The organism is Pantoea sp. BR_17, from assembly GCF_041955125.1.
GTDB classification, from domain to species: Bacteria; Pseudomonadota; Gammaproteobacteria; order Enterobacterales; family Enterobacteriaceae; genus Pantoea; species Pantoea stewartii.
Genome location: NZ_JAVAXT010000009.1, coordinates 50746 through 75839, shown reverse-complemented (window position 1 = coordinate 75839; position 25094 = coordinate 50746). Strand labels below are relative to the sequence as shown.

The following is a 25094-nucleotide window of genomic DNA, read 5'->3' as shown; positions in this document are numbered from 1 at the left end:
TGCCAGTGATAACGATTTTTTGAATTGTTTGAGTAGGGGTTCACATGCAGGGCACCAGAATTCGGCTTTTGGTTGGTGGACTAGTGCTGGCAGCGACCAGTTACGGTGCATCCGCTGAAACGCTGCAACCTGATCCAGCCTGGCAACAGGGAAAACTGGACAACGGATTTAGCTGGCAACTGTTGGCAACACCGCAACGGCCAAGCGACCGCATTGAATTGCGTATGGTGGTTAACACAGGCTCACTGGTAGAAAGTGCGCAGCAAACCGGTTTTAGCCACCTTTTGTCACGTCTGGCGCTGGTTCATAACACCGCACTGGATACAAATCAGCAGCGTGCTTTATGGCAGCAGGGCATCGATCCACAGCGCCCGTTACCGCCCGTCATCACATCGTATGATTACACGCAGTATAACTTAAGCTTACCCAATAACCGTCCAGACCTGTTAAAGGAAGCCCTGAACTGGCTGGCTGCGACGGCTGGCGATATGGCGATCACTAATCAGGTGGTGGACACCGCGTTATCTGCTTCCGATCCGGTTAAAACCTGGCCAACGGATACGCAGGATGTCTGGTGGCGCTACAGACTGAAAGGGTCCGCGCTATTAGCACACGATCCGGCAGAGAAACCGCGCGCGCCGGTGGATATCGCACAGCTAAAAAGCTTTTATCAGCAGTGGTACACGCCGGATGCCATCACTCTGTATGTGGTCGGCAATGTCGACAGCCGTAGTTTTTCTGAGCAGATCAATAAAGCGTTCTCCTCGCTGGAAGGCAAGCGCAGTTCGGCTGCGCCGGTGCCGACCTTGTCCCCGTTACCGCATGATCCAGTGAATCTGGTAAGCGGCAGTGGTGCGCAGGACCGCCTTTCTCTGGTGTGGGATACACCCTGGCAGCCTATCCGTGATTCACAAAACCTCCAGCGTTACTGGCGGGGCGACCTGGCGCGTGAGGCGCTGTTCTGGCACGTTCAACGTGCGTTGAGCAACAGCAAAGCGCAGGGCGTTCAGGTTGGCTTTGATTGCCGGGTGCTTTATCAACGCGCCCAGTGTTCCATTAATATGGACACGCGCAACGACAGCCTGGAACAGAATATGAATCTGGTGGCACGTGAGCTGGCCGCCGTACGCGATAACGGTTTGCCTCAGGAAGAGTTTGACGCGCTGATGGCTCAGAAGCTGCTGGAACTGAATAAGCTGTTTACCACCTATGCCCGCACTGATACGGACGTGCTGATCAGTCAGCGCCTGCGCTCGCAACGTAATTCTGTGGTGGATATCGCGCCGGAACAGTATCAAAAGTTGCGGCAGGATTTCCTGGCAGGTCTGACACGTGATCAGATGAATCAGGAATTACGGCAGCAGCTCAGTCAGGAACTCATGATGGTGCTGATTCAGCCGGAAGGCGAAACAGAAACCAATGTGAAAAGCCTTAAAGCTGACTGGGACAAACTGATGGGGGAACCTGCTCCGTCGGCAGCGCAGTCAGGCGGCACTGACGTCAGCCAGCCGGAGAGCAGCCCCGCAGGTGACGCTGCCCCACCGGCCTCCTGATTGATCAGGTTTTTGCCCTGAGCCATTCGGTCACCAGCATCGGCCAGCTGGCAAGGGGCAAATCCGCTACACCACGAATGCCGAAGCCGTGCCCGCCTTTCTGATAAAAATGCACTTCCACGGGGACGTTATGTTCCCGTAACGCGCTAAAAAATACCATGCTGTTATTCACTGGCACGTCATCATCATCGGCGGCATGAATCAGCAACGTAGGCGGCACCTGACTGTGAACCCGGGTCTCGAGTGAATAAGCATCGATAGTTTTTTGATCGGGCCAGGCACCTAATAAGCGTGTGCGTGATCCTTCATGGGCCAGACCATCGCGCATACTGATGACCGGATAAACCAGAACCATTGCATCCGGCCGAGGCGACAGGTTTTCTGCACTGTCCTGAACGGGATAAAGTTTTTCGCCGAAACGCGTACCCAGGCTCGCGGTGACGTGGCCGCCAGCAGAAAAGCCCATCATCACAATATATTTTCCGTTTAGCCCGCGCTGTGCCCGTTCACGTAGTACGCGCACGGCGCGCTGTGCGTCGGCCAGCGGTGCATCTGGTCCTTCGTGATGTCCATCATAGGGCAGGCGATAAGTCATTACCGCCAGGGTATAACCCATCGAAGTAAAGAACGTTGCCAGCGCACTGCCTTCACGATCAATCATGATGCGCTGGTAGCCGCCCCCTGGCGCAACCAGCAAGGTGATGCCATTGGATTCAACAGGATGCCAGATAGCCATTTCCGGGCAGCGTACACCGGTTGCTACGCGGTCGTAGGGTTCATACTCTTTTGCGGTATCCACAATCTGGGGCTGAGCACGAGAATCGCTGGCGCCTGGCGCATCACCATTTGGCCAGATATTAATAATTTCTGTATTCATAGCAGTGTCCTGATGCGAGAGATGTTGTCGTTGTTTTGTTCGCGGCCGTGAGAACAGCATCCTGCTGTCGCTGTTTAAAAGATGGCCTGTTTTAATGTAATCGTCCAACCTAAAAGCGGTTTATACATGAGATTCGGACTATGCCTGGCGTTGAAGCTGCCTGGCTAACTTGATAATTTAAAAGGAATAAAAACGCATTAAGATTAGAAACTGTTAACAGATGAGGACCAGAGGCGACGGCGTTAAAACGGCTGAGCTGACTTAAGCTAAATGAGCGGTTTTTCATGTTGCCCTGACGGAAATAGCAGGAATTTATTCCCCTGTGATGTTTCAGGAAACATAATGTCTGGATGCCGGACGGTACGATGCCATTGCGGCTCAATATATCGTCCCGCTTCATGGGGGCTTATTAATCGTCAGTGTATCCTGACCGTCAACTTTCCAGAAGGCGGTCCAGGTGACGTTTCAGTAACAGCCCTCCGGCTCACGGAACTATCCCCCCTTGATTTACCTTCGTGAACAGTTTTGGCGGCTTTACTACGGTGTCCCACGGTTTTCTGCCAACGCTGTTAGCGCATCGACGTCATTCTGCGCCTTTGCGTTGATGGCAAAAGCCATGCCATCGAAGCTCTCTTCAGCGAGCGCAGACGGTACCGTATCGTTGAATATCTTTTGCCTGCGGATAACGTCTGGGCTTCGTACCGCGGTTTTTGAAAAACAGGATGGGGGGATTTGGCTCAATAATCTACGTCTTACACCCACTCGCTTTGTAAAAGCCTGACGCTTTTTCCCTGTCGCGTATACCAGACAGACCAGATTAATGTGCTTCGTATCCACCCCCGTTTTCCTTCAGGCACAGACATGCTGCCTGTACCGGTGTCCCCGTTATGAGCGACTGGCAATCATTCCGGCATTGCCGAACGCGGAATGATCGCACCGCGGTACTGAATCACTGTGCTGGCGGTAAGATGACCGCGCCGTGCCGCTTCTTCTGTCGTCGCGCCGACAAGTCGCCTGGCGAGGTAGCCCGCACTGAATGAATCCCCGGCGGCCGTGGTATCGACAATCTTTTCTTTTGGCAGCGCGACGGAAGGTACCTCGGCCAATGGCTGGTCTTCAAACGCAATCAGGCACGATTCTGCCCCGCGTTTGATGACGACTTCCTTTACGCCCGCATCACGTGCGCGGGCAATGACGTCCTCAACAGACTGTTCGCCCCATAACTGGTGCTCGTCATCCAGCGTCAGGAACGCCATATCCGTGTTTTCGAGCATTGTCCGGTAAGCCTGGCGAGTAGTGACCTTATCTTTCCACAAGCGCGGGCGGTAATTATTATCAAATATCACTTTCCCCCCGTTTGCCCGACAGTCTGCGAGCAGTTGCATGAGCCGGGCGCGACTGTCGTCAGGCAGGATAGCCAGGCTGATTCCGCTCAGATAAAGATAGTCGTAATGTTTAAGCTGTTGGCAAATGTCGTCGGCACCCGGGCCATCAAGCCAGTAACGGGCTGCCGCATCACTGCGCCAGTACCAAAAGGAGCGTTCGCCCTTATCGTCGGTTTGGATCATGTACAAACCCGGCATTTTGTTTGCAAGGCGCTGGATCAGTGCAGTATTGACGTTTTCCGCCTGCCAGCGAGTCATCATCTCTGCGCTAAAGGGATCAATGCCCAGTGCGGTGACATAATCAACCCGTACATCCTGTTGACTGACCTGCCGGGCCAGATAAACCGCAGTATTCAGCGTGTCACCGCCAAAGCCGCGTTTGAGGTTCTCACCCTTCTCGGACAACTCAATCATGCACTCACCAATAATAGCGATCTTTATCTGCGTCATGGTTTCAGGCCTGTAGTAAAAGTTCGCTTCAGTCTCGCGTTTGTAAGGCCTGTCGTCAACTTTTTAAAACAGTGTTTTAATTTAATTTAGGGCGCTAAAACATGATAATTAACCCGATAACGCGCCCTGTTTCGGCGATTGTCGTGTCAAAACTCGCGTAGACTCGTGGCTCCTATGTGGCCAGATTTTCACTATGTATCGAAATACAAACGATAATTGCCGCTAAGCCGCCCAAATGAAGGCGCTTACTATCAACCAGGAAAAGACCATGGTTATGGAGAATATTAGTCAATGGCTACCTTCTTCAGTTGACATCACTCCCCAGCAGAAAAAGCGCCTCTTCTGGCGACAGTGTCAACGCCAGTATACCTTTCAGCCTATCTACAAAGTCTCTGGGCGGCTGTTGGCGATTGAGTTGCTGACGGCGGTCATGCATCCGTCTGAACCTGAAAAAAAACTCTCCCCGGAAGCGTATTTTGCTGAGCTGGAGGTAGCAGAGCGCCTTGACGTTGTGCAGGAGCAGTTAACGTTGCTCAGCCAGTGGGAAGCTTTCTTTGCCGATAATGAGGTCATGGCATCAGTCAATATTGACGGCCCCTCTCTGTCATTAATACAACATCATCTGCCGATTCGCAGCCTTATCACCCGATTGCCCTGGGTGCGCTTTGAACTGACCGAGCACCACGTTTTGCCTCAGGAAGAGATGGTGGCGCAAATGCCGGAGTTGGGGCCGCTCTGGCTGGATGATTTCGGCTCAGGGATGGCAAATTTTTCTGCCCTGACGGAGCTGAAATACGACTACATCAAGTTGTCGCGCGAATTGTTTATTTTGTTGTGTGCATCGGGGGAAGGGCGAACACTCTTTCCTATGCTGTTGTCGCTGATTAACCGCTACTGTAACGGCGTTATTGTTGAAGGCGTGGAAACGCAGGATGAATGGGAGCAGGTAAAAGCCTCTCCGGCCATTGCGGCGCAGGGATATTTTTTCTCACGCCCCGCCCCTTTTTCGGAACTGGCGTACCTGCCTGTCCAGCTTGATTGATCCCTTCCGGCTCGCTCTCGACTATCTTTAACGGAGACCGTGAAAGAGCAGGGAGGATGCCTAATGTCACGCGCTGGAAAAATAGTCAGTTGGATAGCGGGAATTTTAGTCCTGGTGATCGTCGTCGTGGTCATTGTCATTGCCACATTCGACTGGAATCGCCTGAAGCCGACCATCAACAAAAAAGTCTCAGCAGAACTGAACCGACCTTTTGCCATTCGTGGTGATTTGGGTATCGCGTGGCAACGACAACGCGACGAACCGGGATGGCGCAGTTTTATCCCCTGGCCGCATCTGCATGCCGAAGACATCATGCTGGGCAATCCGCCTGATATTCCCGATGTCACTATGATTCATCTCCAGCGCGTCGACGCAACGCTTGCGCCGCTGGCACTGCTGCACAAACAAGTCTTTATCCCCTGGATAAAGCTACAGCAGCCGGATGCCCGGTTGATTCAAACCGCCGACAAGAAAAACAACTGGACGTTTACGCTCGCTGAAAGTGACAGCAAAGATGACAATGCACCGCCTTCCGCCTGGTCATTTCGGCTGGACAATATTCTGTTCGATCAGGGAACCCTGCTTTATCGCGATGCGGTTAACAAGGCTGATGTCACTGTAAAACTCAATTCGCTTGGCAAACCTGTGCCTTTCGCGCAAATCGCGGGTGGAGACGACAGCCAAAAAGGGGCGGGCGACTTTGTTTTCGGCTGGCAGGCCGAAGGGCGCTATAACAATGAAAAACTCACGGGCCAGGGTAAGCTCGGCGGCATGTTATCACTGCGAAGCCAGACGACACCGTTCCCGGTGCAGGCGGATGTCCGTAACGGTACTACACGGGTACAGCTTTCTGGCGGTGTGCAGGATCCGTTAAATCTGGGCGGACTGGATGTGCGTTTGCGTTTTTCTGGCGACACGCTGGCGAATCTGTATGGCCTGACGGGCGTGTTATTACCGGATACGCCGCCCTATGAAACAGATGGTCGCCTTATTGCTAAATTCACTGGTAAAGATGGGTCTGTTTTCCGCTATCAGGCATTCAATGGGCACATTGGCGATAGCGATATTCATGGCTCCCTGACCTACAGCCAGGGCAAACCTCGCCCTAAACTGGTAGGGGAACTGCGATCTGACCAATTGCGTATGGCAGATTTGGGGCCGCTTATTGGCGTTGACTCCGGCAAAGGCAGTGAGAAAACGCAACAGGCTAAGGCAAAGCGCGGCGAAAAATCGACACAGCCTGCCGATCGTGTTTTGCCTCATGATCAATTCGATACGAAAAACTGGTCGGTGATGGATGCTGACGTGAAGTTCAGTGGTAAACGTATCGAACACAGTAATTCCTTGCCGTTAAGCGATCTTTACACGCATTTGCAGCTTGATAACGGTAATCTACTGCTCGATCCGCTGCGTTTTGGTATGGCCGGGGGCAACCTGAACAGCACTATTCGTTTAGAAGGCGATCGCTCTCCCATGCGAGGCCGCGCGGATATTCATGCGCGCAAACTTCGCCTGCGCCAGTTGTTTCCCAATGTACAGGCAATGCAAAACAGTCTGGGACAGCTTAACGGTGATGCCAGCTTGACGGGCACGGGCAATTCTGTGGCTGACCTGCTCGCAACCAGTAACGGCCAACTCAAGCTGCTAATGAACGACGGGCTGATTAGCCGCAATCTGATGGAGATTGCCGGATTAAATGTCGGTAACTATCTGGTTGGTAAGCTGTTCGGTGATGATGAGGTGCGCATCAACTGTGCGGCAACGGATCTGAAATTGCAAAACGGTCTGGCCACGCCAAACCTGTTTGTGTTCGATACGGAAAATGCGGTCATCAACGTGACGGGAAATGCGAATTTCGCCACTGAACGTCTGGACCTGTCTGTGAATCCAGAGAGTAAAGGCATTCGTATCGTGACCCTGCGCTCACCGCTGTACGTCCGTGGTACGTTTAAAAATCCGGATGCCGGTGTGAAGACCGGGCCACTACTGGCGCGTGGTGCGGCAGCCGTTGCCCTGGGTGCCGTGGTAGCACCGGCGGCGGCCTTACTGGCACTGATTTCCCCCAGCGATAATGATGAAAATCAGTGCAGCCGGGTATTGCAGCAGATGAAAAGCAAAAAATAATCAGTTGCGATAGAGCACTTTGATGATGTGGTAACCAAACGCGGTTTTCACCGGCCCAAAGGGTTGTAACAGTGGGCAGGTGAAGGCCGCTTTATCAAATGCAGCTACCATCTTTCCCCGCCGGAATTCACCCAGATCGCCGCCGTTTCGGCCTGAAGGGCAGATGGAGTGTTTTTTAGCAAGCTGCTGGAAATTCTCCCCTTTTTTCAACTTCTCCAGCAAGACTCTCGCCTCTGCCTCCTGTTTCACCAGAATATGTAAAGCCGCGGCAGTTTTCGCCATGATGGTGTCTCTGTTGTGTATAATTGCCCTCCATTATAAACCCGTCTTTTCAAATCGCAGAGACGTTAACGGCACCGCGTTCATGCCGTTGGCACGCGTGTGAGGCGAAGCGGGTATCTTATTCCAACAGAGCGATTCCCTATGCGTTTAAACTCCAGCCAACAACGTGCCGTCGAATTTGTCACCGGTCCCTGTCTGGTGCTGGCGGGGGCTGGCTCGGGTAAAACCCGCGTTATCACCAATAAGATCGCACATCTGATTCGGGAGTGCGGTTACCAGGCGCGCCACATTGCGGCCGTGACGTTCACGAATAAAGCCTCACGTGAAATGAAAGAGCGCGTCGCGCAAACGCTGGGGCGTAAGGAGGCGCGCGGCCTGATGATCTCGACATTCCATACCCTGGGACTGGAGATTATTAAGCGCGAATATGCAGCGCTGGGAATGAAGTCTAACTTTTCCCTGTTCGACGACCAGGATCAACTGGCCCTGCTTAAAGACCTGACCAGCCAGTGGCTGGAAGAGGACAAGACCTTACTGCAGCAGTTGATTTCCACCCTTTCCAACTGGAAAAATGATTTGGTTGATCCGCCCAAGGCGGCGGCATTAGCCCGTTCGGAGCGCGATAACGTTTTCGCGCACTGCTATGCCCTGTATGATCAGCACCTTAAAGCCTGTAATGTGCTGGATTTTGACGACCTGATCTTGTTGCCGACCCTTCTGCTACAGCGTAATCAGGAAGTGCGCGAGCGCTGGCAGCAACGTATTCGCTATCTGCTGGTCGATGAATATCAGGATACCAATACCAGCCAGTACGAACTGGTTAAATTGCTGGTGGGTGCCAGAGCGCGTTTTACTGTCGTTGGCGATGACGATCAGTCGATTTATTCCTGGCGCGGAGCGCGTCCGCAAAATCTGGTCCTGCTGAATGAGGATTTCCCGACGCTGGAAGTGGTGAAGCTTGAGCAGAATTACCGATCTTCACAGCGTATCCTTAAAGCTGCCAATATCCTGATTGCCAACAATCCGCACGTGTTCGAGAAGCGCCTGTTTTCTGAACTGGGTATCGGTAGTGAACTGAAAGTGCTGAGCGCAAACAGTGAAGAACACGAAGCCGAGCGGGTAACGGGTGAACTGATTGCTCATCACTTTATCAATAAAACGCAGTATAAAGATTACGCCATTCTGTACCGGGGGAATCACCAGTCCCGGGTATTCGAAAAATTCTTGATGCAGAACCGTATCCCTTACCGGATTTCAGGTGGCACCTCCTTTTTCTCACGGCCAGAAATAAAAGATCTGTTAGCGTATTTACGCGTACTCACTAACCCCGACGATGACAGCGCCTTTTTACGGATTGTGAATACTCCCCGGCGTGAAATTGGCCCGGCGACGCTGCAAAAACTGGGTGAATGGGCCACTATCCGCAGTAAAAGTCTTTTTAACGCCAGCTTCGATGTGGGACTGGGGCAGACCCTGACCGGCCGCGGTCTTGAGCATCTGCAGCGCTTCACTCACTGGCTCAATGAGATTATCCAGCTCAGTGAGCGGGAACCCGTTAACGCTGTCCGTGATTTGATTCGCGGCATCGATTATGAAAGCTGGCTGTTTGAAACCTCCGGTAGCCCTAAAGCCGCTGAAATGCGCATGAAAAACGTCAATACGCTGTTTCAATGGATGACGGAAATGCTGGAAGGGAGCGATCTGGATGAGCCGATGACGCTGGCCCAGGTCGTCACGCGGTTTACGTTGCGCGACATGATGGAGCGCGGCGAAAGTGACGACGAGTCAGACCAGGTGCAGCTAATGACGTTGCATGCGTCTAAAGGGCTGGAATTTCCCTATGTTTTCCTGGTTGGCATGGAAGAAGGATTGCTCCCGCATCAGAGCAGTATCGATGAAAATAACGTTGAAGAAGAGCGCCGTCTGGCTTATGTCGGTATCACCCGTGCGCAGAAAGAGCTGACGTTCACCTTATGCCGTGAGCGCCGTCAGTATGGTGAACTGGTTCGCCCCGAGCCCAGCCGCTTTTTGCTGGAGCTGCCGCAGGATGATGTGGTGTGGGAAACCGAGCGTAAGGTGGTCAGTGCTGAAGAGCGAATGAAAACCGGCCAGAGTCGGGTGGCCGGATTACGGGCGATGCTGGAAAAGGCGAAAAAGGGTTAATGCGCCGATCGGGCGTAACCGCAAACACTCAGGTCAGCGATAACTGCCAGTGTACATAGGACTGGTAATGGCTTTCCTGTTCAAGCAGTTCCGCCCGAAGCGGATGTACATCCAGCCATCCCGCCGGCAATGTGACATTCAGCGCTTCATCATCGGCCTGCATACGTACGGCAGGCAGGGTGTCATCGCGACGGCGACTGGAAAAGATAATCGACAGGCGCAGCAGGCGACACAGGCGCTCTGCCAGACGCGGCGGTACGGCATTTTGTTGGGTCAGTAACGCAAGATCGATGCTGCCGCTTTGGTTTTGCAGTAAGCAGGCGATCAGCTTTTTTTGCGCGGGCGTAAAACCCGGCAGATCAAGATGGCGAACCAGGTAGGCAGCATGCTGAGGTGCCTGACGGAAATCGACGCTCAGCCCGATTTCGTGGATAGCACAGGCGCTCAGCAGTAATTCCCGACAGCGCTGATCCAGTTTCCAGACCACGCTGACCTGGCGAAAAAAACTTTCAGCCAGCTGACGTACCCGATCGGCCTGGCACACATCGATGTTGAACCTGCGCTGAACATTTTGCAGAGTACGGCTGCGAATATCACGATCAACAGGTAAGTGCAGCATTCCGTACACCAGCCCTTCGCGCAGTGCACCACCGGCCAGCGTCATGCTGTCGATATTGAGTTCCTGAAAAATGGCGATCAGGATTGAGAGCCCACTGGGGAACACAAGCGCACGTTCCAGCGTCAGTCCTTCGATTTCAAGCTCTTCCAGCTTGCCACATTGAATAGCGCGCTGCTTTAACTGCTGGAGTTTGCTCAGGGTGATGCGCTCATCCATGCCCTGTGCCACCATGATTTCCTGTAACGCCTGCACGGTGCCGGATGCACCGACGCAAACCTGCCAGCTCTGTTTGCGCAGTTCTGCCGAAATGGGCTGCAGCATGGCTTTGGCGGCCTGTTCTGCCTGGTCAAAATTTTCCTGCGCCAGGTGACGATCGCCAAAGAAGCGTTCCAGCCAGGTGACACAGCCCATCTGCAAACTAAACAGCACGCTGGCATGGGAGCCGTCACCGGTGGCTAACTCGGTACTGCCGCCGCCGATATCGACAACCAGACGTTGATCGGAGCCGCCGGTGGTGTGCGCCACGCCTTGATAAATCAGACGGGCTTCTTCTTCACCGCTAATCACATTGACGGCGCAGCCCAGAATCTGTTGAGCCTTATCCAGAAAGACCTGTGCATTTGCTGCAATACGCAGCGTAGCCGTCGCCACCACCCGAATCTGGTCAGGCGGAATATCCTGAAGTTGTTCCGAGAAAAGCCGCAAACATTGCCAGCCCCGCGCCATCGCTTCAGCTGACAAATGATTGGCGCTGTCCAGGCCAGCAGCCAGGCGCACCTTGCGTTTGATTTTGGCGATAGTCTGAATACTGCCAGACACTTCGCTGACTACCAGCATGTGGAAGCTGTTAGATCCTAAATCAATCGCAGCATAGAGTGTCGATGCGCTTAGCATGGTGAACTTAACCCGAACGTTTACGGTTGTTATGACGTGGAGCACCGCGACGACTGGCGTTATTTCCGCCACGACGCTGACCGTTGCCTGTACGATTACGCGTCAGACGTTTCGGCGGCGGGAGTTCACTTAACAGCGCATCGCTGTTGTATTTGCTCACCGGAATACTGTGACCAATGTACTCTTCAATACCCGGCAGATTTAACGCGTACTCTTCGCATGCCAGGCTGATTGAGTGGCCGCTTGCCCCTGCGCGTCCTGTACGGCCAATGCGATGAACGTAGTCCTCGCGGTCATCAGGCAGATCGTAGTTAAATACATGTGTCACTGCGGGAATATGCAGGCCACGTGCCGCAACATCGGTCGCTACCAGGATATCGATGTCACCTTTGGTAAAGTCATCCAGAATGCGTAAACGCTTCTTCTGAGCCACATCACCGGTCAGCAAGCCGACACGGTGACCGTCCGCAGCCAGATGGCCCCAGATATCTTCACAGCGATGTTTCGTATTGGCGAAAATAATCGCGCGATCGGGCCATTCTTCTTCCACCAGCGTTTGCAGCAAACGCATTTTCTCTTCGTTGGAAGGATAGAAAAGCTCTTCTTTAATGCGGTGGCCCGTTTTTTGTTCCGGCTCGACTTCGACGTATTCGGCGCTGTTCATGTGCTCAAAGGCCAGTTCACGCACGCGATACGAGAGCGTGGCCGAAAACAGCATGCTCAGGCGTTGAGTTGCGGGTGGCATGCGGCGGAACAACCAGCGAATATCTTTAATAAAGCCGAGATCGAACATGCGATCGGCTTCGTCCAGCACCATGACCTGTATGGCGCTGAGGTTGACGTGATTTTGCTTCGCATAATCAATTAAGCGACCCGTGGTGCCGACCAGAATATCGACACCGTTTTCCAGAACTTTTAACTGCTTGTCATAGCCGTCGCCACCGTAAGCCAGGCCTAGTTTCAGGCCGGTCGATGCCGCCAGCGGTTCTGCATCCGCATGAATTTGCACGGCAAGTTCACGCGTAGGTGCCAGAATTAACGCGCGTGGTTGGTTAACCTGGCGTCCCTCTGGTGCAGGGTGAGAAAGAAGATGATGAAACGTTGACGTTAAAAACGCCATCGTTTTGCCGGTACCGGTTTGCGCCTGACCTGCGACATCACGCCCTGAAAGCGTAAATGGCAGTGCTAACGCCTGAATAGGCGTGCAGTTATGAAACCCTTTTTTATCAAGGGCTTCCACTACCTGTGGGTGCAGGGCGAAGTCGGAAAACTTCTGTTCAGTTAAGTGTGTTTTGCTCATAGTGTGGTAGAATATCAGCTTACTATCGCTTTACGAAAGCGTATCCGATGAAATAAAGTCAACCAACATTGGTTTATATTACGCCAATTCGCCAGGCATAATCTTGTGGAGTAAAACATGAGCAGCGATAAAATCGTTCATCTGACCGATGACAGTTTCGACACCGACGTGCTGAAAGCCGACGGCGTTATACTGGTAGATTTCTGGGCTGAATGGTGTGGTCCTTGTAAAATGATCGCCCCAATCCTTGATGAAGTTGCAGAAGAGTATGATGGCAAGCTGACCATCGCTAAGCTGAATATTGACGATAACCCAGGTACCGCACCGAAATACGGCATTCGTGGCATCCCGACGCTGCTGCTGTTTAAAAACGGTGAAGTCGCTGCAACGAAAGTGGGCGCATTGTCCAAAGGTCAATTAAAAGAGTTCCTGAACGCCAACCTGGCGTAATCGGGCTGAACGTTCGGCAGTGGTTAAATTTTTTCCTCCTGCTGGACGTTCGCTTTTAAGCGTGCTAACTTATTTTCACTGCACTATGATCATACCTTGTAGTTAGCATTCAAAGTTTTCCCTTGTTAAACCCTGTCGCACTGTACCTACCAGCGGTTTAGCAATCTAACGACTAGCTCTACTCTGACTTAAATCGACCGACTCCTCGCTTCCAGTCATCATTCAAGACAACGATCGTTGAGAAGAGTTGAAAAGTCATTAACAGAACAGGCATGGATTAACTGCCATACCATTCACGACAAACATTTCGAGTATTACCCCGAGTTTAAGAACCCATCACTATGAATCTTACCGAATTAAAAAATACGCCGGTTTCTGAGCTGATTACCCTCGGCGAGAATATGGGGCTGGAAAACCAGGCTCGTATGCGCAAGCAGGACATTATTTTCTCAATCCTGAAGCAGCACGCGAAAAGCGGCGAGGACATCTTCGGTGATGGTGTGCTGGAGATATTGCAGGATGGATTTGGATTCCTCCGCTCTGGAGACAGCTCCTACCTCGCCGGTCCTGATGACATCTACGTTTCTCCCAGCCAAATTCGCCGCTTTAACCTCCGCACTGGTGACACCATCGCCGGCAAAATTCGCCCACCAAAAGAAGGTGAACGCTATTTTGCGCTGCTGAAAGTTAATGAAGTCAACTACGACAAGCCTGAAAACTCGCGCAACAAAATTCTGTTTGAAAACCTTACGCCGCTGCACGCTAACAGCCGTCTGCGTATGGAGCGCGGTAATGGATCAACCGAAGACTTAACGGCGCGCGTACTGGACCTGGCGTCGCCCATTGGCCGCGGTCAGCGTGGCCTGATTGTTGCTCCGCCAAAAGCCGGTAAAACCATGCTGCTGCAGAACATCGCACAGAGCATTGCCTATAACCATCCTGACTGCGTGCTGATGGTGTTGCTGATCGATGAGCGTCCGGAAGAAGTAACAGAGATGCAACGCCTGGTCAAAGGCGAAGTGATTGCCTCAACCTTCGATGAGCCGGCTTCGCGTCACGTTCAGGTTGCAGAGATGGTGATCGAAAAGGCTAAGCGCCTGGTTGAGCATAAAAAAGACGTCATCATTCTTCTCGACTCCATTACGCGTCTGGCACGTGCCTATAACACCGTGGTGCCGGCCTCCGGTAAAGTGCTGACAGGTGGTGTGGATGCTAACGCCCTGCATCGTCCTAAGCGTTTCTTTGGTGCGGCGCGTAACGTGGAAGAGGGCGGTAGCCTGACCATTATCGCGACTGCGCTGGTGGATACCGGTTCGAAAATGGACGAAGTGATTTACGAAGAGTTTAAAGGCACCGGTAACATGGAGCTTCATCTCTCACGTAAGATTGCGGAAAAACGCGTCTTCCCGGCCATTGATTACAACCGTTCCGGTACACGTAAAGAAGAGCTGTTAACCTCTCAGGAAGAACTGCAGAAAATGTGGATCCTGCGTAAAATTATTCACCCAATGGGCGAAATCGACGCGATGGAGTTCCTGATTAACAAGTTGGCCATGACCAAAACCAACGATGAATTCTTCGACATGATGAAGCGCTCTTGATCCTTTTAAGCGCCATCTGAGCAGGATGGCGTTTTTTACTTTAAAAGATCGTAAAATAGCTCTGACGCCACGTTCTGACGTGGCGTTTTTCATTTACGGGCTATAGGATTGTGGTCTGGCAGACGTAATAATAATGACGGTGAAAGTGGTGGACGGTTGACCGTTCGTACACCGCTTAATGCTGAATTCGGAATCTGGGACGGTAATATGCGCCTTCTTTCGCGTATTGTGTGTATCCAGGATGATAGCTGAGAGCGTTTAACGTGAATTTACTCACTATGAGTACTGAGCTTGGTTTAGTTTTTGTCTTTTCCCTGGCGTTTCTTTTCCTTGCTCGTAAAGCAGCCGAGAAAATTGGACTGGTTGACAAGCCCAATATGCGTAAGCGCCACCAGGGGGTAGTACCGCTGGTGGGGGGCATATCCGTTTATGCAGGTATCTGTTTCGCCTTTTACATTACTAATTATTACCTGCCGCACGCCATGCTTTACCTGGCCTGCGCGGGCGTACTGGTATTTGTCGGGGCGCTGGATGACAGGTTCGACATCAGCGTAAAAATTCGCGCGACAGTACAAGGTATTGTGGCTGTAGTGATGATGTTTTTTGGCAAGCTCTATTTGCTGAGCCTCGGATTTATCATAGGCCCGGTTGAATTGATTGTCGGGCCGTTTGGTTACGTCCTCACTCTTTTTGCTGTCTGGGCAGCAATTAATGCTTTCAATATGGTCGATGGCATCGATGGCCTTTTAGGGGGGCTTTCCATTGTGACCTTTGCGGCAATGGGAATTATTCTCTACCTTGATGGCCAACACAGCCTCGCAATGTGGTGCTTCGCGATGATCGCCGCCACATTACCCTATGTTTTTCTTAATCTCGGTTTTCTGGGCCGGCGCTACAAAGTCTTTATGGGGGATGCGGGCAGCACTATGATTGGTTTCACCATCATATGGATTTTGCTCGAAACGACTCAGGGCCTGAGTCATCCTATTACACCTGTTACGGCATTGTGGCTAATCGCCATTCCTTTAATGGATATGGTAGCCATCATGTATCGTCGTTTAAGCAAGGGAATGAGCCCCTTTTCTGCCGATCGTCAGCATATTCACCATTTAATTATGCGGGCCGGTTTTACTTCCCGTCAGGCTTTCGTCCTGATTACTTCCGCTGCGGCACTTCTTGCAGGTATTGGCGTACTGGGAGAATACCTTGCCTTTATACCTGAATGGGTGATGTTAATTCTGTTTCTGATTGCCTTCATGGGTTACGGCTATTGTTTGAAGCACGCATGGCGCGTGGCAAGAAAAATCAGACGCTTTAAACGCCGCCTGAATAATTTTAGAAATGCCAGGAAAAATGAACCCTGATGAGTCTTAAAAAGGATGACGCTGTGATGCCTGCAAACGTTGTGGAGAACGAACTGGATATTCGCGGCCTGTGCTGCCGCTTGTGGCGCGGAAAGCACTGGATAGTCGGTTGCGCAGTGCTGTTTGCAGTGGCAGCCTGGCTGGCGACGCTGCTGATGAAACAGGTATGGAGCACAACGGCGATTACAGGACGTCCAACAGTGAATATGCTGGGCTCGTACTATTCACAGCAGCAGTTTCTCAATAACCTGGATGTACGCAATGACGCCGTGACGTTAACCAGCGCGTCTCCCAACGTGATGGATGAGGTTTATCATGAGTTTCTGGTGCAGCTTTCCTCCTGGGATACTCGTCGCGAGTTCTGGCTGCAAACCGACTATTACAAAAGCCGGAAAAGCGGCAATGCGCACAATGATGCGGTCCTGTTAGATGAGCTAATTGATAACATCCAGTTTACGCCAGCGGATACCGCGCGTAACACGTTCGACAGCGTCAAACTGAAAGCGGAAACGGCGAGCGATGCCAACAACCTGTTGCGTCAGTACATTGCCTATGCCAGTGAGCGCGCAGCACGTCATCTCAACGCGGAGCTAAAAGGTGCGTGGCAGGCACGAGATGCGCAACTTCAGGCACAGGTCAGGCGTCAGGAAGCTGTGGCGAATACCGTCTTCCAGCGTCGCATTCATCGTCTGGAACAGGCGCTGAAGGTGGCCAGCCAAAAAGGAATTACTGAAAAACAGACGAATGAAGTCAGTGAGAGTCTTGCTGACAGCGATCTGTTTTTAATCGGTCAGCCGCTATTGCAGGGGCAACTCGACACCCTGCGTGCGACGGGACCGAGCTTTGATATAAGCTACGATCAAAATAAAGCGATGCTGACGACACTGGATGCAGGACCTGCGTTAACCAACAAATTTCAGACCTACCGTTATTTACGTACACCGGAAGAGCCGGTGTCACGTGACAGCCCACGCCGGGTATTTATGATGGTGATGTGGGGCGCGGTAGGGGCACTGGTTGGCGCCGGTGTGGCACTGGCACGTCGTCGGCGACCCATGTCAGATACACAAGATTGAGAGAAACAGTGTGAAAGTTCTGACAGTTTTTGGCACCCGACCTGAAGCCATTAAGATGGCACCACTCGTTCAGGCCCTGGCACAGGATCCGGCTTTTGAATCACGGCTGTGCGTAACCGCACAGCACCGTGAAATGCTCGATCAGGTGCTGAGCTTATTTCAGCTTCAACCTGACTACGACCTCAATATTATGCGGCCTGAACAAGGATTAACGGAAATAACCTGCCGTATCCTGCAAGGCATGCACACCGTCCTTCTCGATTTCAAACCCGACATTGTTCTGGTTCACGGTGACACCACAACCACGCTGGCGGCCAGTCTGGCTGCGTTCTATCAACAAATACCTGTCGGCCATGTTGAAGCGGGTTTAAGGACAGGCGATCTGGCATCGCCGTGGCCTGAAGAGGGCAATCGTAAACTGACAGGCCATCTGGCACGGCTGCATTTCACGCCAACCTCCCGTTCCCGACAGAACCTGCTGGATGAAAATCTGCCCGATGACAGCATTGTGATTACCGGCAATACGGTGATTGATGCCCTGCTGTGGGTGCGCGATCGGGTACTGGATGATAACGCCATTAATGCGCAACTGGCTGCACGTTATCCGTTTCTGGATGAAAACAAAAAGCTGGTACTGGTAACGGGCCATCGGCGGGAAAGTTTTGGCGGGGGGTTTGAGCGTATTTGTAGCGCTTTAGCCGAAATTGCGCGTCAGCACCCTGAGGCGCAGATCGTTTATCCTGTGCATCTCAACCCGAATGTCCATGAGCCCGTTAACCGCATTCTGCGCGACATCAAGAACATAGTACTGATTGAGCCGCAGGAGTATCTGCCGTTTGTCTGGCTCATGAATCGTGCCTGGCTCATTCTCACCGATTCTGGCGGAATTCAGGAAGAAGCGCCTTCACTGGGTAAACCCGTTTTGGTGATGCGTGAAACCACGGAACGGCCAGAGGCGGTTGACGCGGGAACGGTAAAACTGGTGGGAACGGATACGGCGAAGATTGTTGCCGAAGTCAGCGCATTACTGAATGACGACGAGGCCTGGCAGACCATGAGCCGCGCCCATAATCCCTATGGGGATGGCAATGCCTGCGGGCGAATCTTACAAGCCTTAAAAGATAACAGAGCCAACTTATGAGTTTTGAAACCATTTCCGTCATTGGACTGGGTTACATTGGGCTGCCTACCGCAGCCGTTTTTGCCTCAAAGGGAAAAAAAGTGGTGGGCGTTGATATCAATGCCCGGGCTGTTGACACCATCAACCGCGGTGCCATTCATATCGTCGAACCCGATCTGGAACAGGTGGTGCAGGCAGCCGTTGCGCGTGGCGATTTACGTGCCACCACGCAACCGGAAGCGGCGGATGCCTTTTTGATTGCCGTCCCTACGCCCTTCCAGGCCGATCGCCAGCCCGACTTACGTTTTGTGCAGGCGGCCGCAATATCCATCGCACCGGTTTTGAAAAAAGGCGATCTGGTGATTCTGGAGTCGACGTCTCCGGTAGGCAGCACCGAGCAGATGGCGGAGTGGCTGGCTGCCGAGCGGCCTGATTTACGTTTCCCCCAGCAGGGCGATGAACCGGACGTTTTTATTGCCTACTGCCCTGAGCGTGTTTTGCCCGGCCAGATCATGGTTGAGCTGATTAAAAACGATCGTGTTATTGGCGGCATGACGCCAGCCTGTTCTGCCCGTGCCAGCGCGTTATATCGTATTTTTCTCCAGGGCGAGTGCGTGGAAACTCATGCCCGTACCGCCGAAATGTGCAAGCTGACCGAAAACAGCTTCCGGGACGTAAACATTGCGTTTGCCAATGAGCTGTCCCTGATCTGTGCTGAGCAGCAGATTAATGTCTGGGAGCTTATTGCGCTGGCAAACCGTCATCCTCGTGTGAATATTTTGCAACCCGGTCCCGGCGTAGGCGGACACTGCATTGCCGTCGACCCCTGGTTTATCGTGGCGCAGAACCCTGACTTAGCGCGACTGATCCGTACCGCCCGCGAAGTGAATGATGCCAAGCCACACTGGGTACTGGAGCAGGTAAAAAAAGCACTGGCAGAGTGTCTGACGCAAACCGATAAGCGCGCCAGCGATCTGACGATTGCCTGTTTTGGCCTGGCGTTTAAGCCAAATATTGATGACCTGCGTGAAAGCCCGGCGATGGAAGTCGCCCATTTGATTGCAGACTGGCATCAGGGTCGTACCTGGGTGACTGAACCGCATATTGAGCAGATTCCCGAACGTCTGGAAACGCAGGCCACGCTGGTGTCAACAGAGCAGGCGCTGCAACAGGCCGATATTCTGGTGATGCTGGTCGATCATCAGGCGTTCCGCGCCATTGATGCGGCGCACGTGACCCAGCAATGGGTCGTTGATACGAAAGGTGTCTGGCGCTGAAAACAGACGCTGATTAACAAAGCTCTGAGGAACACATGTCCGTTCACGTTAAGGTCAATCCCCTCGACTGGGAGAGCCAGTTTTTCGGCATCCAGTCTGTCAGACTGGAAACGGGTGGAACATTGCCGCTGGAAAGCGCGCTTCAGCATCCTTGTGCGTTGTTTCAAATTAAAGTGCCCGCTGATCAGACCGCCACTATTGACGTCCTGAATCAACATCAGTTCCAGTTGGTGGAGGGCGAGGCGGAGTTGTCCCTCACGATTAAACGAACCGAGCGGCAAACGGGAGTTCGTATTGCCCGTCAAGGCCAGATCCCCGCACTGCGTGAGGCGGCTTCTCAGGCTTTCCGCCAGAGTCGGTTTCGTTCGCCGTGGTTTGCGCCAGATGAGAGCGGACGTTTTTACGCGCAGTGGATTGAAAATGCGGTACTTGGCACCTTTGATCATCAGTGTCTGGTGGCCTGCGATGACAGCGGTGCGCTGCAGGGATTCGTGTCTTTGCGTGAGGTAGATGGCGATGCCCGCATTGGCTTACTGGCTGTCGTGCCTGCGGCGCAGGGGCAAAGCATTGGTCAGCGCCTGATGCTGGCGGCAGCTGACTGGGGACGTGTACGCCAGCTCGATCGGCTGCGCGTCGCAACACAAATCAGCAATCTCACGGCGATGCGTCTTTATTTACGCAGTGGTGCACGACTGGAAAGCACGGCGTACTGGTTTTACAGGAGAGGTCATGATTCCCTTTAATGCGCCCCCGGTTGTGGGCAGCGAAATCGACTATATGCAGTCGGCCATGAGCAGCGGCAAGCTCTGCGGCGATGGTGGTTTTACGCGCCGTTGCCAGCAGTGGATGGAACAGCGTTTCGGCAGTGCAAAAGTGTTACTGACGCCTTCCTGTACCGCATCACTGGAAATGGCGGCATTGCTGATCGATATTCAACCCGGCGATGAGGTCATCATGCCGAGTTACACCTTTGTGTCCACTGCGAATGCCTTTGTACTCCGGGGCGCAAAAATCGTGTTTGTGGATGTGCGCCCTGACACGATGAATATGGATGAAACGCTGATCGAAGCCGCCATCACGGATAAAACGCGTGCTATCGTACCGGTACATTATGCCGGCGTTGCCTGTGAGATGGACACGATCATGGCGCTGGCGGCCCAGTACAAGCTGTTGGTCATTGAAGATGCTGCGCAGGGCGTGATGTCACGTTATAAAGGGCGGGCCTTAGGCACTATCGGTCATATCGGCTGCTTTAGTTTTCACGAAACCAAAAACTACACGGCGGGCGGAGAAGGCGGTGCAACGTTGATCAATGATGCCAGCCTGGTTGAGCGTGCGGAAATCATCCGTGAAAAAGGCACCAACCGCAGCCAGTTTTTTCGTGGTCAGGTAGATAAATATACCTGGCGCGATATGGGATCCAGTTATCTGATGGCGGATCTACAGGCGGCTTATCTTTGGGCGCAACTGGAAGCCTCCGAGCGTATTAACCAGCAGCGGCTGCGGTTATGGCAGCGCTACTATAATGCGCTAAAACCGCTGGCAGAAAGCGGCCACATTACCTTGCCCACGGTTCCGGCCGACTGTCAGCACAACGCGCACATGTTCTATATTAAACTGCGCGATCAGGAACATCGTCAGGCGTTGATTAACTGGCTTAAAGAGGCCGAAATCCTGGCCGTTTTCCATTATATTCCGTTGCACACTTCACCTGCTGGCCTGCAGTTTTCCCGTTTTGCGGGCGATGACCGCTTCACCACGGCCGAAAGTGAGCGCTTATTGCGGCTGCCGCTGTTTTTTAACCTGTCAGATAATAACCAGAGCACGGTTATCAGCTCACTGCTGAGCTTCTTTTCCTGATGTCATTAGCCAAAGCCTCTGTATGGACGGCCTCTTCAACTCTGGTCAAAATTGCCGTGGGCCTGCTGGTGGTCAAGCTGCTGGCGATCAGTTACGGCCCGGAAGGCGTTGGTCAGGCGGGGAATTTTCGACAGTTGATCACGGTGCTGGGCGTTCTGGCGGGGGCCGGGATTTTCAACGGCGTCACAACCTTTGTCGCGCAATATCGCCAGCAACCGCAGCCGTTGCGCGCGCTGGTTGGAACGGCCTCGGCGATGGTGACAGGCTTTTCAACACTGCTGGCGCTGGTTTTTTTGCTTGCTGCAGCCCCTGTCAGTACCGCCTTGTTTGGGCACGATCGCTATCAAAACGTTATCCGTATCGTTGCTTTTTTGCAGTTCGGCATTGCCTGGGCCAATCTCATTCTGGCTTTAATTAAAGGCTACCGGGATGCACAGGGTAATGCGTTGGCGCTGATGACAGGCAGCGTGACTGGCGTAGCCGGTTATATGCTGTGCTGGGGGCTGGGAGGGTACGCGGGCGCATTAACCGGTTTAGCGATGGTGCCGGCATTACTGGTTATTCCTGCCCTGGTGATATTCAGGTATCGTGTGCCGCTGCCCTTAAGCTGGCTGCGTCCGCAGTGGCAGCCTGAGATGGCGCGTCAGCTGGCAAAATATACGCTGATGGCACTGATCACCGCCGTCACGCTTCCGGTTGCCTGGGTCATGATGCGAAACCAACTTGCCGCTCACAACGGCTGGGCTCAGGTCGGTTTATGGCAGGGCGTAACCAGTATTTCCGATGCTTACCTGCAGTTTATTACCGCAACCTTTAGCGTCTGGCTGCTGCCCACGCTGGCCAGGTTAGAAAACAAAACAGAGATTGCACGAGAGATCGGACGGGCATTGCGCTTTGTGTTGCCGGCTGTCGCGGCGGCCAGCCTGATCGTGTGGATAATGCGGGATATCGCTATCCGCCTGCTGTTTTCTGCCGCATTCCATGATATGCGGGATCTGTTCGTCTGGCAGTTGTGTGGGGATGTTTTTAAAGTGGGGGCTTATGTTTTTGGCTATCTGGTCATCGCGAAAGCATCGTTACGTTTTTATGTGCTGACGGAAATCAGTCAGTTTGCGTTACTGACCCTGTTTTCCCGTTGGCTGATTCCGTTACACGGTGCCAGTGGCGCAGCGCAAGCCTATATGTTCACGTACATTACCTATTTCGCGCTCTGCTGTGGCGCCTTTATTCTCTACTGCCGAAGAAAATGACTTTGATTCACGTTTTGGGATCGGATATTCCCCATCACAATCTCACGGTGTTGCGTTTTTTTAATGACGTGATGAGCACCGAACTGCCTGCGCCTGTGGCGCGTCACTTTATGGTGGTCACCAGGCAGCCGGAAAGCCTTATTGGCTTTGATGCATTGCGCATTGAAACGTTTAGCAGCAAGAAAGCGCTCTCTGAAGCACTTTTACGCCGGGCTAAACAGCGCGAGCAGCGTTTCTTTTGCCATGGACAGTTTAATCCCTGGCTGTGGCTGGCGTTACTGAGTGGCAGGCTGCACCGGTCTCAGGTGTACTGGCACGTCTGGGGCGCCGATTTATATGAAGACTCGCGCAGCCTCAAATTCCGCCTGTTTTATTTTCTGCGTCGTATTGCGCAGGGGCGGATTGCGCGTGTCTTCGCGACTGAAGGCGATCTGTATTATTATCAGCAACGCCATCCTTCGGTACCGCGCACCTTACTTTACTTCCCAACCCGTTTACCCACCGCGGCGATAACGCCCCGCCCGGATGACATCCTGACGGTGCTGCTGGGGAATTCAGGCGATGCCAGTAATCGTCATACAGAAGGGCTGGAAGCGATTCGGGCGCAGTTTGGCCAGAATGTGCGTATTGCGGTGCCGCTTGGCTATCCGCCCAATAACGATGAGTATATTGCCCGGATTCAGAATGCCGCTGACAGACTTTTTCCTCAGGGGCAGGTAACGTTACTGCGTGAAAATTTGGCCTTCGATGATTATCTGGCATTGTTGGCGCGCTGCCATTTAGGCTATTTTATGTTCGAGCGGCAGCAGGGCGTAGGCACGTTGTGTTTGTTGATTCAAGCCAATATCCCCTTCGTGCTGACGCGTAAAAATCCTTTCTGGCGTGATGTCACCGCGCAACAGCTTCCGGTCCTGTTCTGCGATGATGCGCTGACGCCTGCTATCGTTGCAGAAGCGCGCCGACAGCTCATGGGATGCGACAAGCAGCACGTTGCGTTTCTGGCGCCGGGCTATCTCGTGGGTTGGCAGGCGGCGTTGCGCCTTTGCGAAGGAGAGCCTTCATGAGTCTACTGGCGTTTAGTGGTCTGCTGTTAGTCTACGTGCTGTCACTCATGATCATCGTCACGCTGAATGTACGCGAGATGAAACAGGAACGATTTAACTTTCACCTGTTTTTTACCTTGCTGTTTCTGCTGACCTTTTATTTTGGGTTTCCGCTTACCAGCATTCTGGTGTTTCGTTTTGACACTCAGGTGGTGCCGGCCGATTTTTTACTGCAGGCGATGCTGTCTGCCACAGCGTTTTATGTCATTTACTTTGTCAGTTACAAGGTCCGTCTCAGGCCGATGGCGACATCACCTGCCCGGCCCTGGCTACAGATGAACCGTGTGGAGACGCATTTGACCTGTGGCCTGCTGGCGCTGGTCGCCATCGCGACCGTGACGGTTTTTTTCATCCATAACGGCTTTTTATTATTTCGCCTCACAGCCTACAACCAGATCTTTTCCAGTGAGGTTTCCGGTGTCGCTCTGAAGCGCTTTTTCTATTTCTTTATTCCGGCGATGTTGATCCCGTATTTTTTACATCCTACACGCCGTAACTGGCTGCTCTTTCTGATTGTCACCGTCAGTTTTGGCTTGCTGACCTATGCGCTGGTTGGCGGGACGCGTGCCAATATCATCATCGCTTTTGCGCTGTTTCTGTTTATCGGAATTACGCGTGGCTGGATAACCTTATGGATGCTGGCCGTCGCTGGCGTGATGGCCATTGCCGGTATGTTCTGGCTGGCGCTGCGACGCTATAACCTGGACGTAATGGGCGCAGAAGCGTTTTATACCTTTCTTTATCTGACCCGGGATACTTTTTCGCCCTGGGAAAATCTGGCGTTGCTGCTCGAAAATTACCATAAAATCGATTTTCAGGGTTTAGCGCCCATGTGGCGTGATTTCTATGTATTTATCCCGTCATGGCTGTGGCCCGACCGTCCTCTGACCGTCCTGAACAGTGCCAACTATTTCACATGGGAGGTGCTTAATAACCATTCAGGTCTGGCGATCTCTCCTACCTTGATCGGTTCACTGCTGGTGATGGGCGGTATTGGGGCGATAGTGCCAGGTGCTGTGGCTGTGGGCTTAATAATTAAAGGCTTTGATAGCTTGTATAAGCGCGGACGCAGTGAGTCAAATCGCTATACGGGGGCCATTCTGCAAAGTTTTTGTTTTGGTGCGGTATTCAACATGATTGTACTGGCGCGTGAAGGGCTGGATGCATTTGGCTCCCGCGTGGTGTTTTTTTGCCTTATTTTTGCGGCCTGCCTGGCGGTAGCGAAACTGCTTTACGGATTACTGAATCATGTCGGTCTGATTCGCAGCCGTAGAGAACGTCCGCTGCATAGCCCATCCTGACGC

General features: G+C 52.8%; 21 protein-coding genes. 15 read left to right on the top strand and 6 right to left on the bottom strand.

Features of this window, described 5'->3' with window-relative positions; genetic code table 11:
- The first annotated feature begins 44 nt into the window (after positions 1–44).
- Positions 45–1553: a pitrilysin family protein gene (locus RAC60_RS14805; protein WP_033737328.1), complete on the top strand. Its 1509-nt coding sequence runs from the start codon at positions 45–47 to the stop codon at positions 1551–1553.
- A gap of 4 nt (positions 1554–1557) precedes the next feature.
- On the opposite strand, the gene RAC60_RS14800 is transcribed toward RAC60_RS14805, so the two are convergent.
- The 3 genes from RAC60_RS14800 to RAC60_RS14790 form a co-directional block, all read right to left on the bottom strand.
- Complete coding sequence (locus tag RAC60_RS14800; RefSeq protein WP_006121422.1) at positions 1558–2430, bottom strand: alpha/beta hydrolase; 873 nt, start codon at positions 2428–2430, stop codon at positions 1558–1560.
- A 537-nt stretch (positions 2431–2967) separates the two neighbouring features.
- Positions 2968–3267: a hypothetical protein gene (locus tag RAC60_RS14795; protein WP_375093964.1), complete on the bottom strand. Its 300-nt coding sequence runs from the start codon at positions 3265–3267 to the stop codon at positions 2968–2970.
- A 65-nt stretch (positions 3268–3332) separates the two neighbouring features.
- Complete coding sequence (locus tag RAC60_RS14790) at positions 3333–4265, bottom strand: sugar kinase (protein ID WP_375093963.1); 933 nt, start codon at positions 4263–4265, stop codon at positions 3333–3335.
- A gap of 268 nt (positions 4266–4533) precedes the next feature.
- Between RAC60_RS14790 and pdeH the strand changes: the two genes are divergently transcribed.
- Positions 4534–5307, top strand: a complete 774-nt coding sequence (gene pdeH / locus RAC60_RS14785) for a cyclic-guanylate-specific phosphodiesterase (protein ID WP_058701519.1) — start codon at positions 4534–4536, stop codon at positions 5305–5307.
- A 63-nt stretch (positions 5308–5370) separates the two neighbouring features.
- Positions 5371–7431 carry an AsmA family protein gene (locus tag RAC60_RS14780; protein ID WP_039339211.1) on the top strand — a complete coding sequence of 687 codons (2061 nt, stop codon included), beginning with the start codon at positions 5371–5373 and terminating at the stop codon, positions 7429–7431.
- On the opposite strand, the gene ppiC is transcribed toward RAC60_RS14780, so the two are convergent.
- Positions 7432–7713 (bottom strand): peptidylprolyl isomerase PpiC, encoded by a 282-nt coding sequence (gene ppiC / locus RAC60_RS14775; protein WP_039339212.1) that lies wholly within the window; start codon positions 7711–7713, stop codon positions 7432–7434. It lies immediately after the preceding gene.
- 141 nt (positions 7714–7854) lie between these two features.
- Between ppiC and rep the strand changes: the two genes are divergently transcribed.
- On the top strand, positions 7855–9876 hold the full coding sequence (rep, locus tag RAC60_RS14770) for a DNA helicase Rep (protein WP_033737343.1): 2022 nt from the start codon (positions 7855–7857) through the stop codon (positions 9874–9876).
- A 28-nt stretch (positions 9877–9904) separates the two neighbouring features.
- On the opposite strand, the gene gppA is transcribed toward rep, so the two are convergent.
- Both gppA and rhlB read right to left on the bottom strand, forming a co-directional pair.
- The gene (gppA, locus tag RAC60_RS14765; protein ID WP_006121428.1) at positions 9905–11389 is read right to left on the bottom strand and encodes a guanosine-5'-triphosphate,3'-diphosphate diphosphatase; all 1485 of its coding nucleotides are present in this window, start codon (positions 11387–11389) and stop codon (positions 9905–9907) included.
- A 7-nt stretch (positions 11390–11396) separates the two neighbouring features.
- Entirely contained in the window at positions 11397–12689 is a 1293-nt protein-coding gene (rhlB, locus tag RAC60_RS14760; RefSeq protein ID WP_033737345.1) for an ATP-dependent RNA helicase RhlB, read from the bottom strand.
- A 117-nt stretch (positions 12690–12806) separates the two neighbouring features.
- Here rhlB and trxA point away from each other — a divergent pair, with 117 nt between their 5' ends.
- The 11 genes from trxA to wzyE all read left to right on the top strand — a co-directional run bounded on the left by trxA (position 12807) and on the right by wzyE (position 25091).
- On the top strand, positions 12807–13139 hold the full coding sequence (gene trxA, locus RAC60_RS14755; protein WP_006121430.1) for a thioredoxin TrxA: 333 nt from the start codon (positions 12807–12809) through the stop codon (positions 13137–13139).
- Between the two features lie 341 nt (positions 13140–13480).
- Complete coding sequence (gene rho / locus RAC60_RS14750; RefSeq protein WP_006121431.1) at positions 13481–14740, top strand: transcription termination factor Rho; 1260 nt, start codon at positions 13481–13483, stop codon at positions 14738–14740.
- Between the two features lie 278 nt (positions 14741–15018).
- Positions 15019–16104, top strand: coding sequence for a UDP-N-acetylglucosamine--undecaprenyl-phosphate N-acetylglucosaminephosphotransferase (gene wecA / locus RAC60_RS14745; protein ID WP_033737346.1), 1086 nt, complete (start codon positions 15019–15021; stop codon positions 16102–16104).
- A 26-nt stretch (positions 16105–16130) separates the two neighbouring features.
- Positions 16131–17180 carry an ECA polysaccharide chain length modulation protein gene (gene wzzE, locus RAC60_RS14740; RefSeq protein ID WP_375093982.1) on the top strand — a complete coding sequence of 350 codons (1050 nt, stop codon included), beginning with the start codon at positions 16131–16133 and terminating at the stop codon, positions 17178–17180.
- Positions 17181–17190: 10 nt separating this feature from the next.
- On the top strand, positions 17191–18321 hold the full coding sequence (gene wecB, locus RAC60_RS14735; RefSeq protein WP_033737347.1) for a non-hydrolyzing UDP-N-acetylglucosamine 2-epimerase: 1131 nt from the start codon (positions 17191–17193) through the stop codon (positions 18319–18321).
- Positions 18318–19577, top strand: a complete 1260-nt coding sequence (gene wecC / locus RAC60_RS14730) for a UDP-N-acetyl-D-mannosamine dehydrogenase (protein ID WP_164482733.1) — start codon at positions 18318–18320, stop codon at positions 19575–19577. The genes wecB and wecC overlap by 4 nt, the downstream gene beginning before the upstream one ends.
- A 35-nt stretch (positions 19578–19612) precedes the next feature.
- On the top strand, positions 19613–20320 hold the full coding sequence (rffC, locus tag RAC60_RS14725; RefSeq protein WP_375093962.1) for a dTDP-4-amino-4,6-dideoxy-D-galactose acyltransferase: 708 nt from the start codon (positions 19613–19615) through the stop codon (positions 20318–20320).
- Positions 20307–21437, top strand: coding sequence for a dTDP-4-amino-4,6-dideoxygalactose transaminase (rffA, locus tag RAC60_RS14720; RefSeq protein WP_375093961.1), 1131 nt, complete (start codon positions 20307–20309; stop codon positions 21435–21437). Before rffC ends, rffA begins: the two co-directional genes overlap by 14 nt.
- Positions 21437–22687 (top strand): lipid III flippase WzxE, encoded by a 1251-nt coding sequence (wzxE, locus tag RAC60_RS14715; RefSeq protein ID WP_039339227.1) that lies wholly within the window; start codon positions 21437–21439, stop codon positions 22685–22687. The genes rffA and wzxE overlap by 1 nt, the downstream gene beginning before the upstream one ends.
- Entirely contained in the window at positions 22684–23751 is a 1068-nt protein-coding gene (locus RAC60_RS14710) for a TDP-N-acetylfucosamine:lipid II N-acetylfucosaminyltransferase (RefSeq protein ID WP_375093960.1), read from the top strand. Before wzxE ends, RAC60_RS14710 begins: the two co-directional genes overlap by 4 nt.
- Complete coding sequence (wzyE, locus tag RAC60_RS14705; protein ID WP_006121440.1) at positions 23748–25091, top strand: ECA oligosaccharide polymerase; 1344 nt, start codon at positions 23748–23750, stop codon at positions 25089–25091. The genes RAC60_RS14710 and wzyE overlap by 4 nt, the downstream gene beginning before the upstream one ends.
- Positions 25092–25094 lie beyond the last annotated feature (3 nt).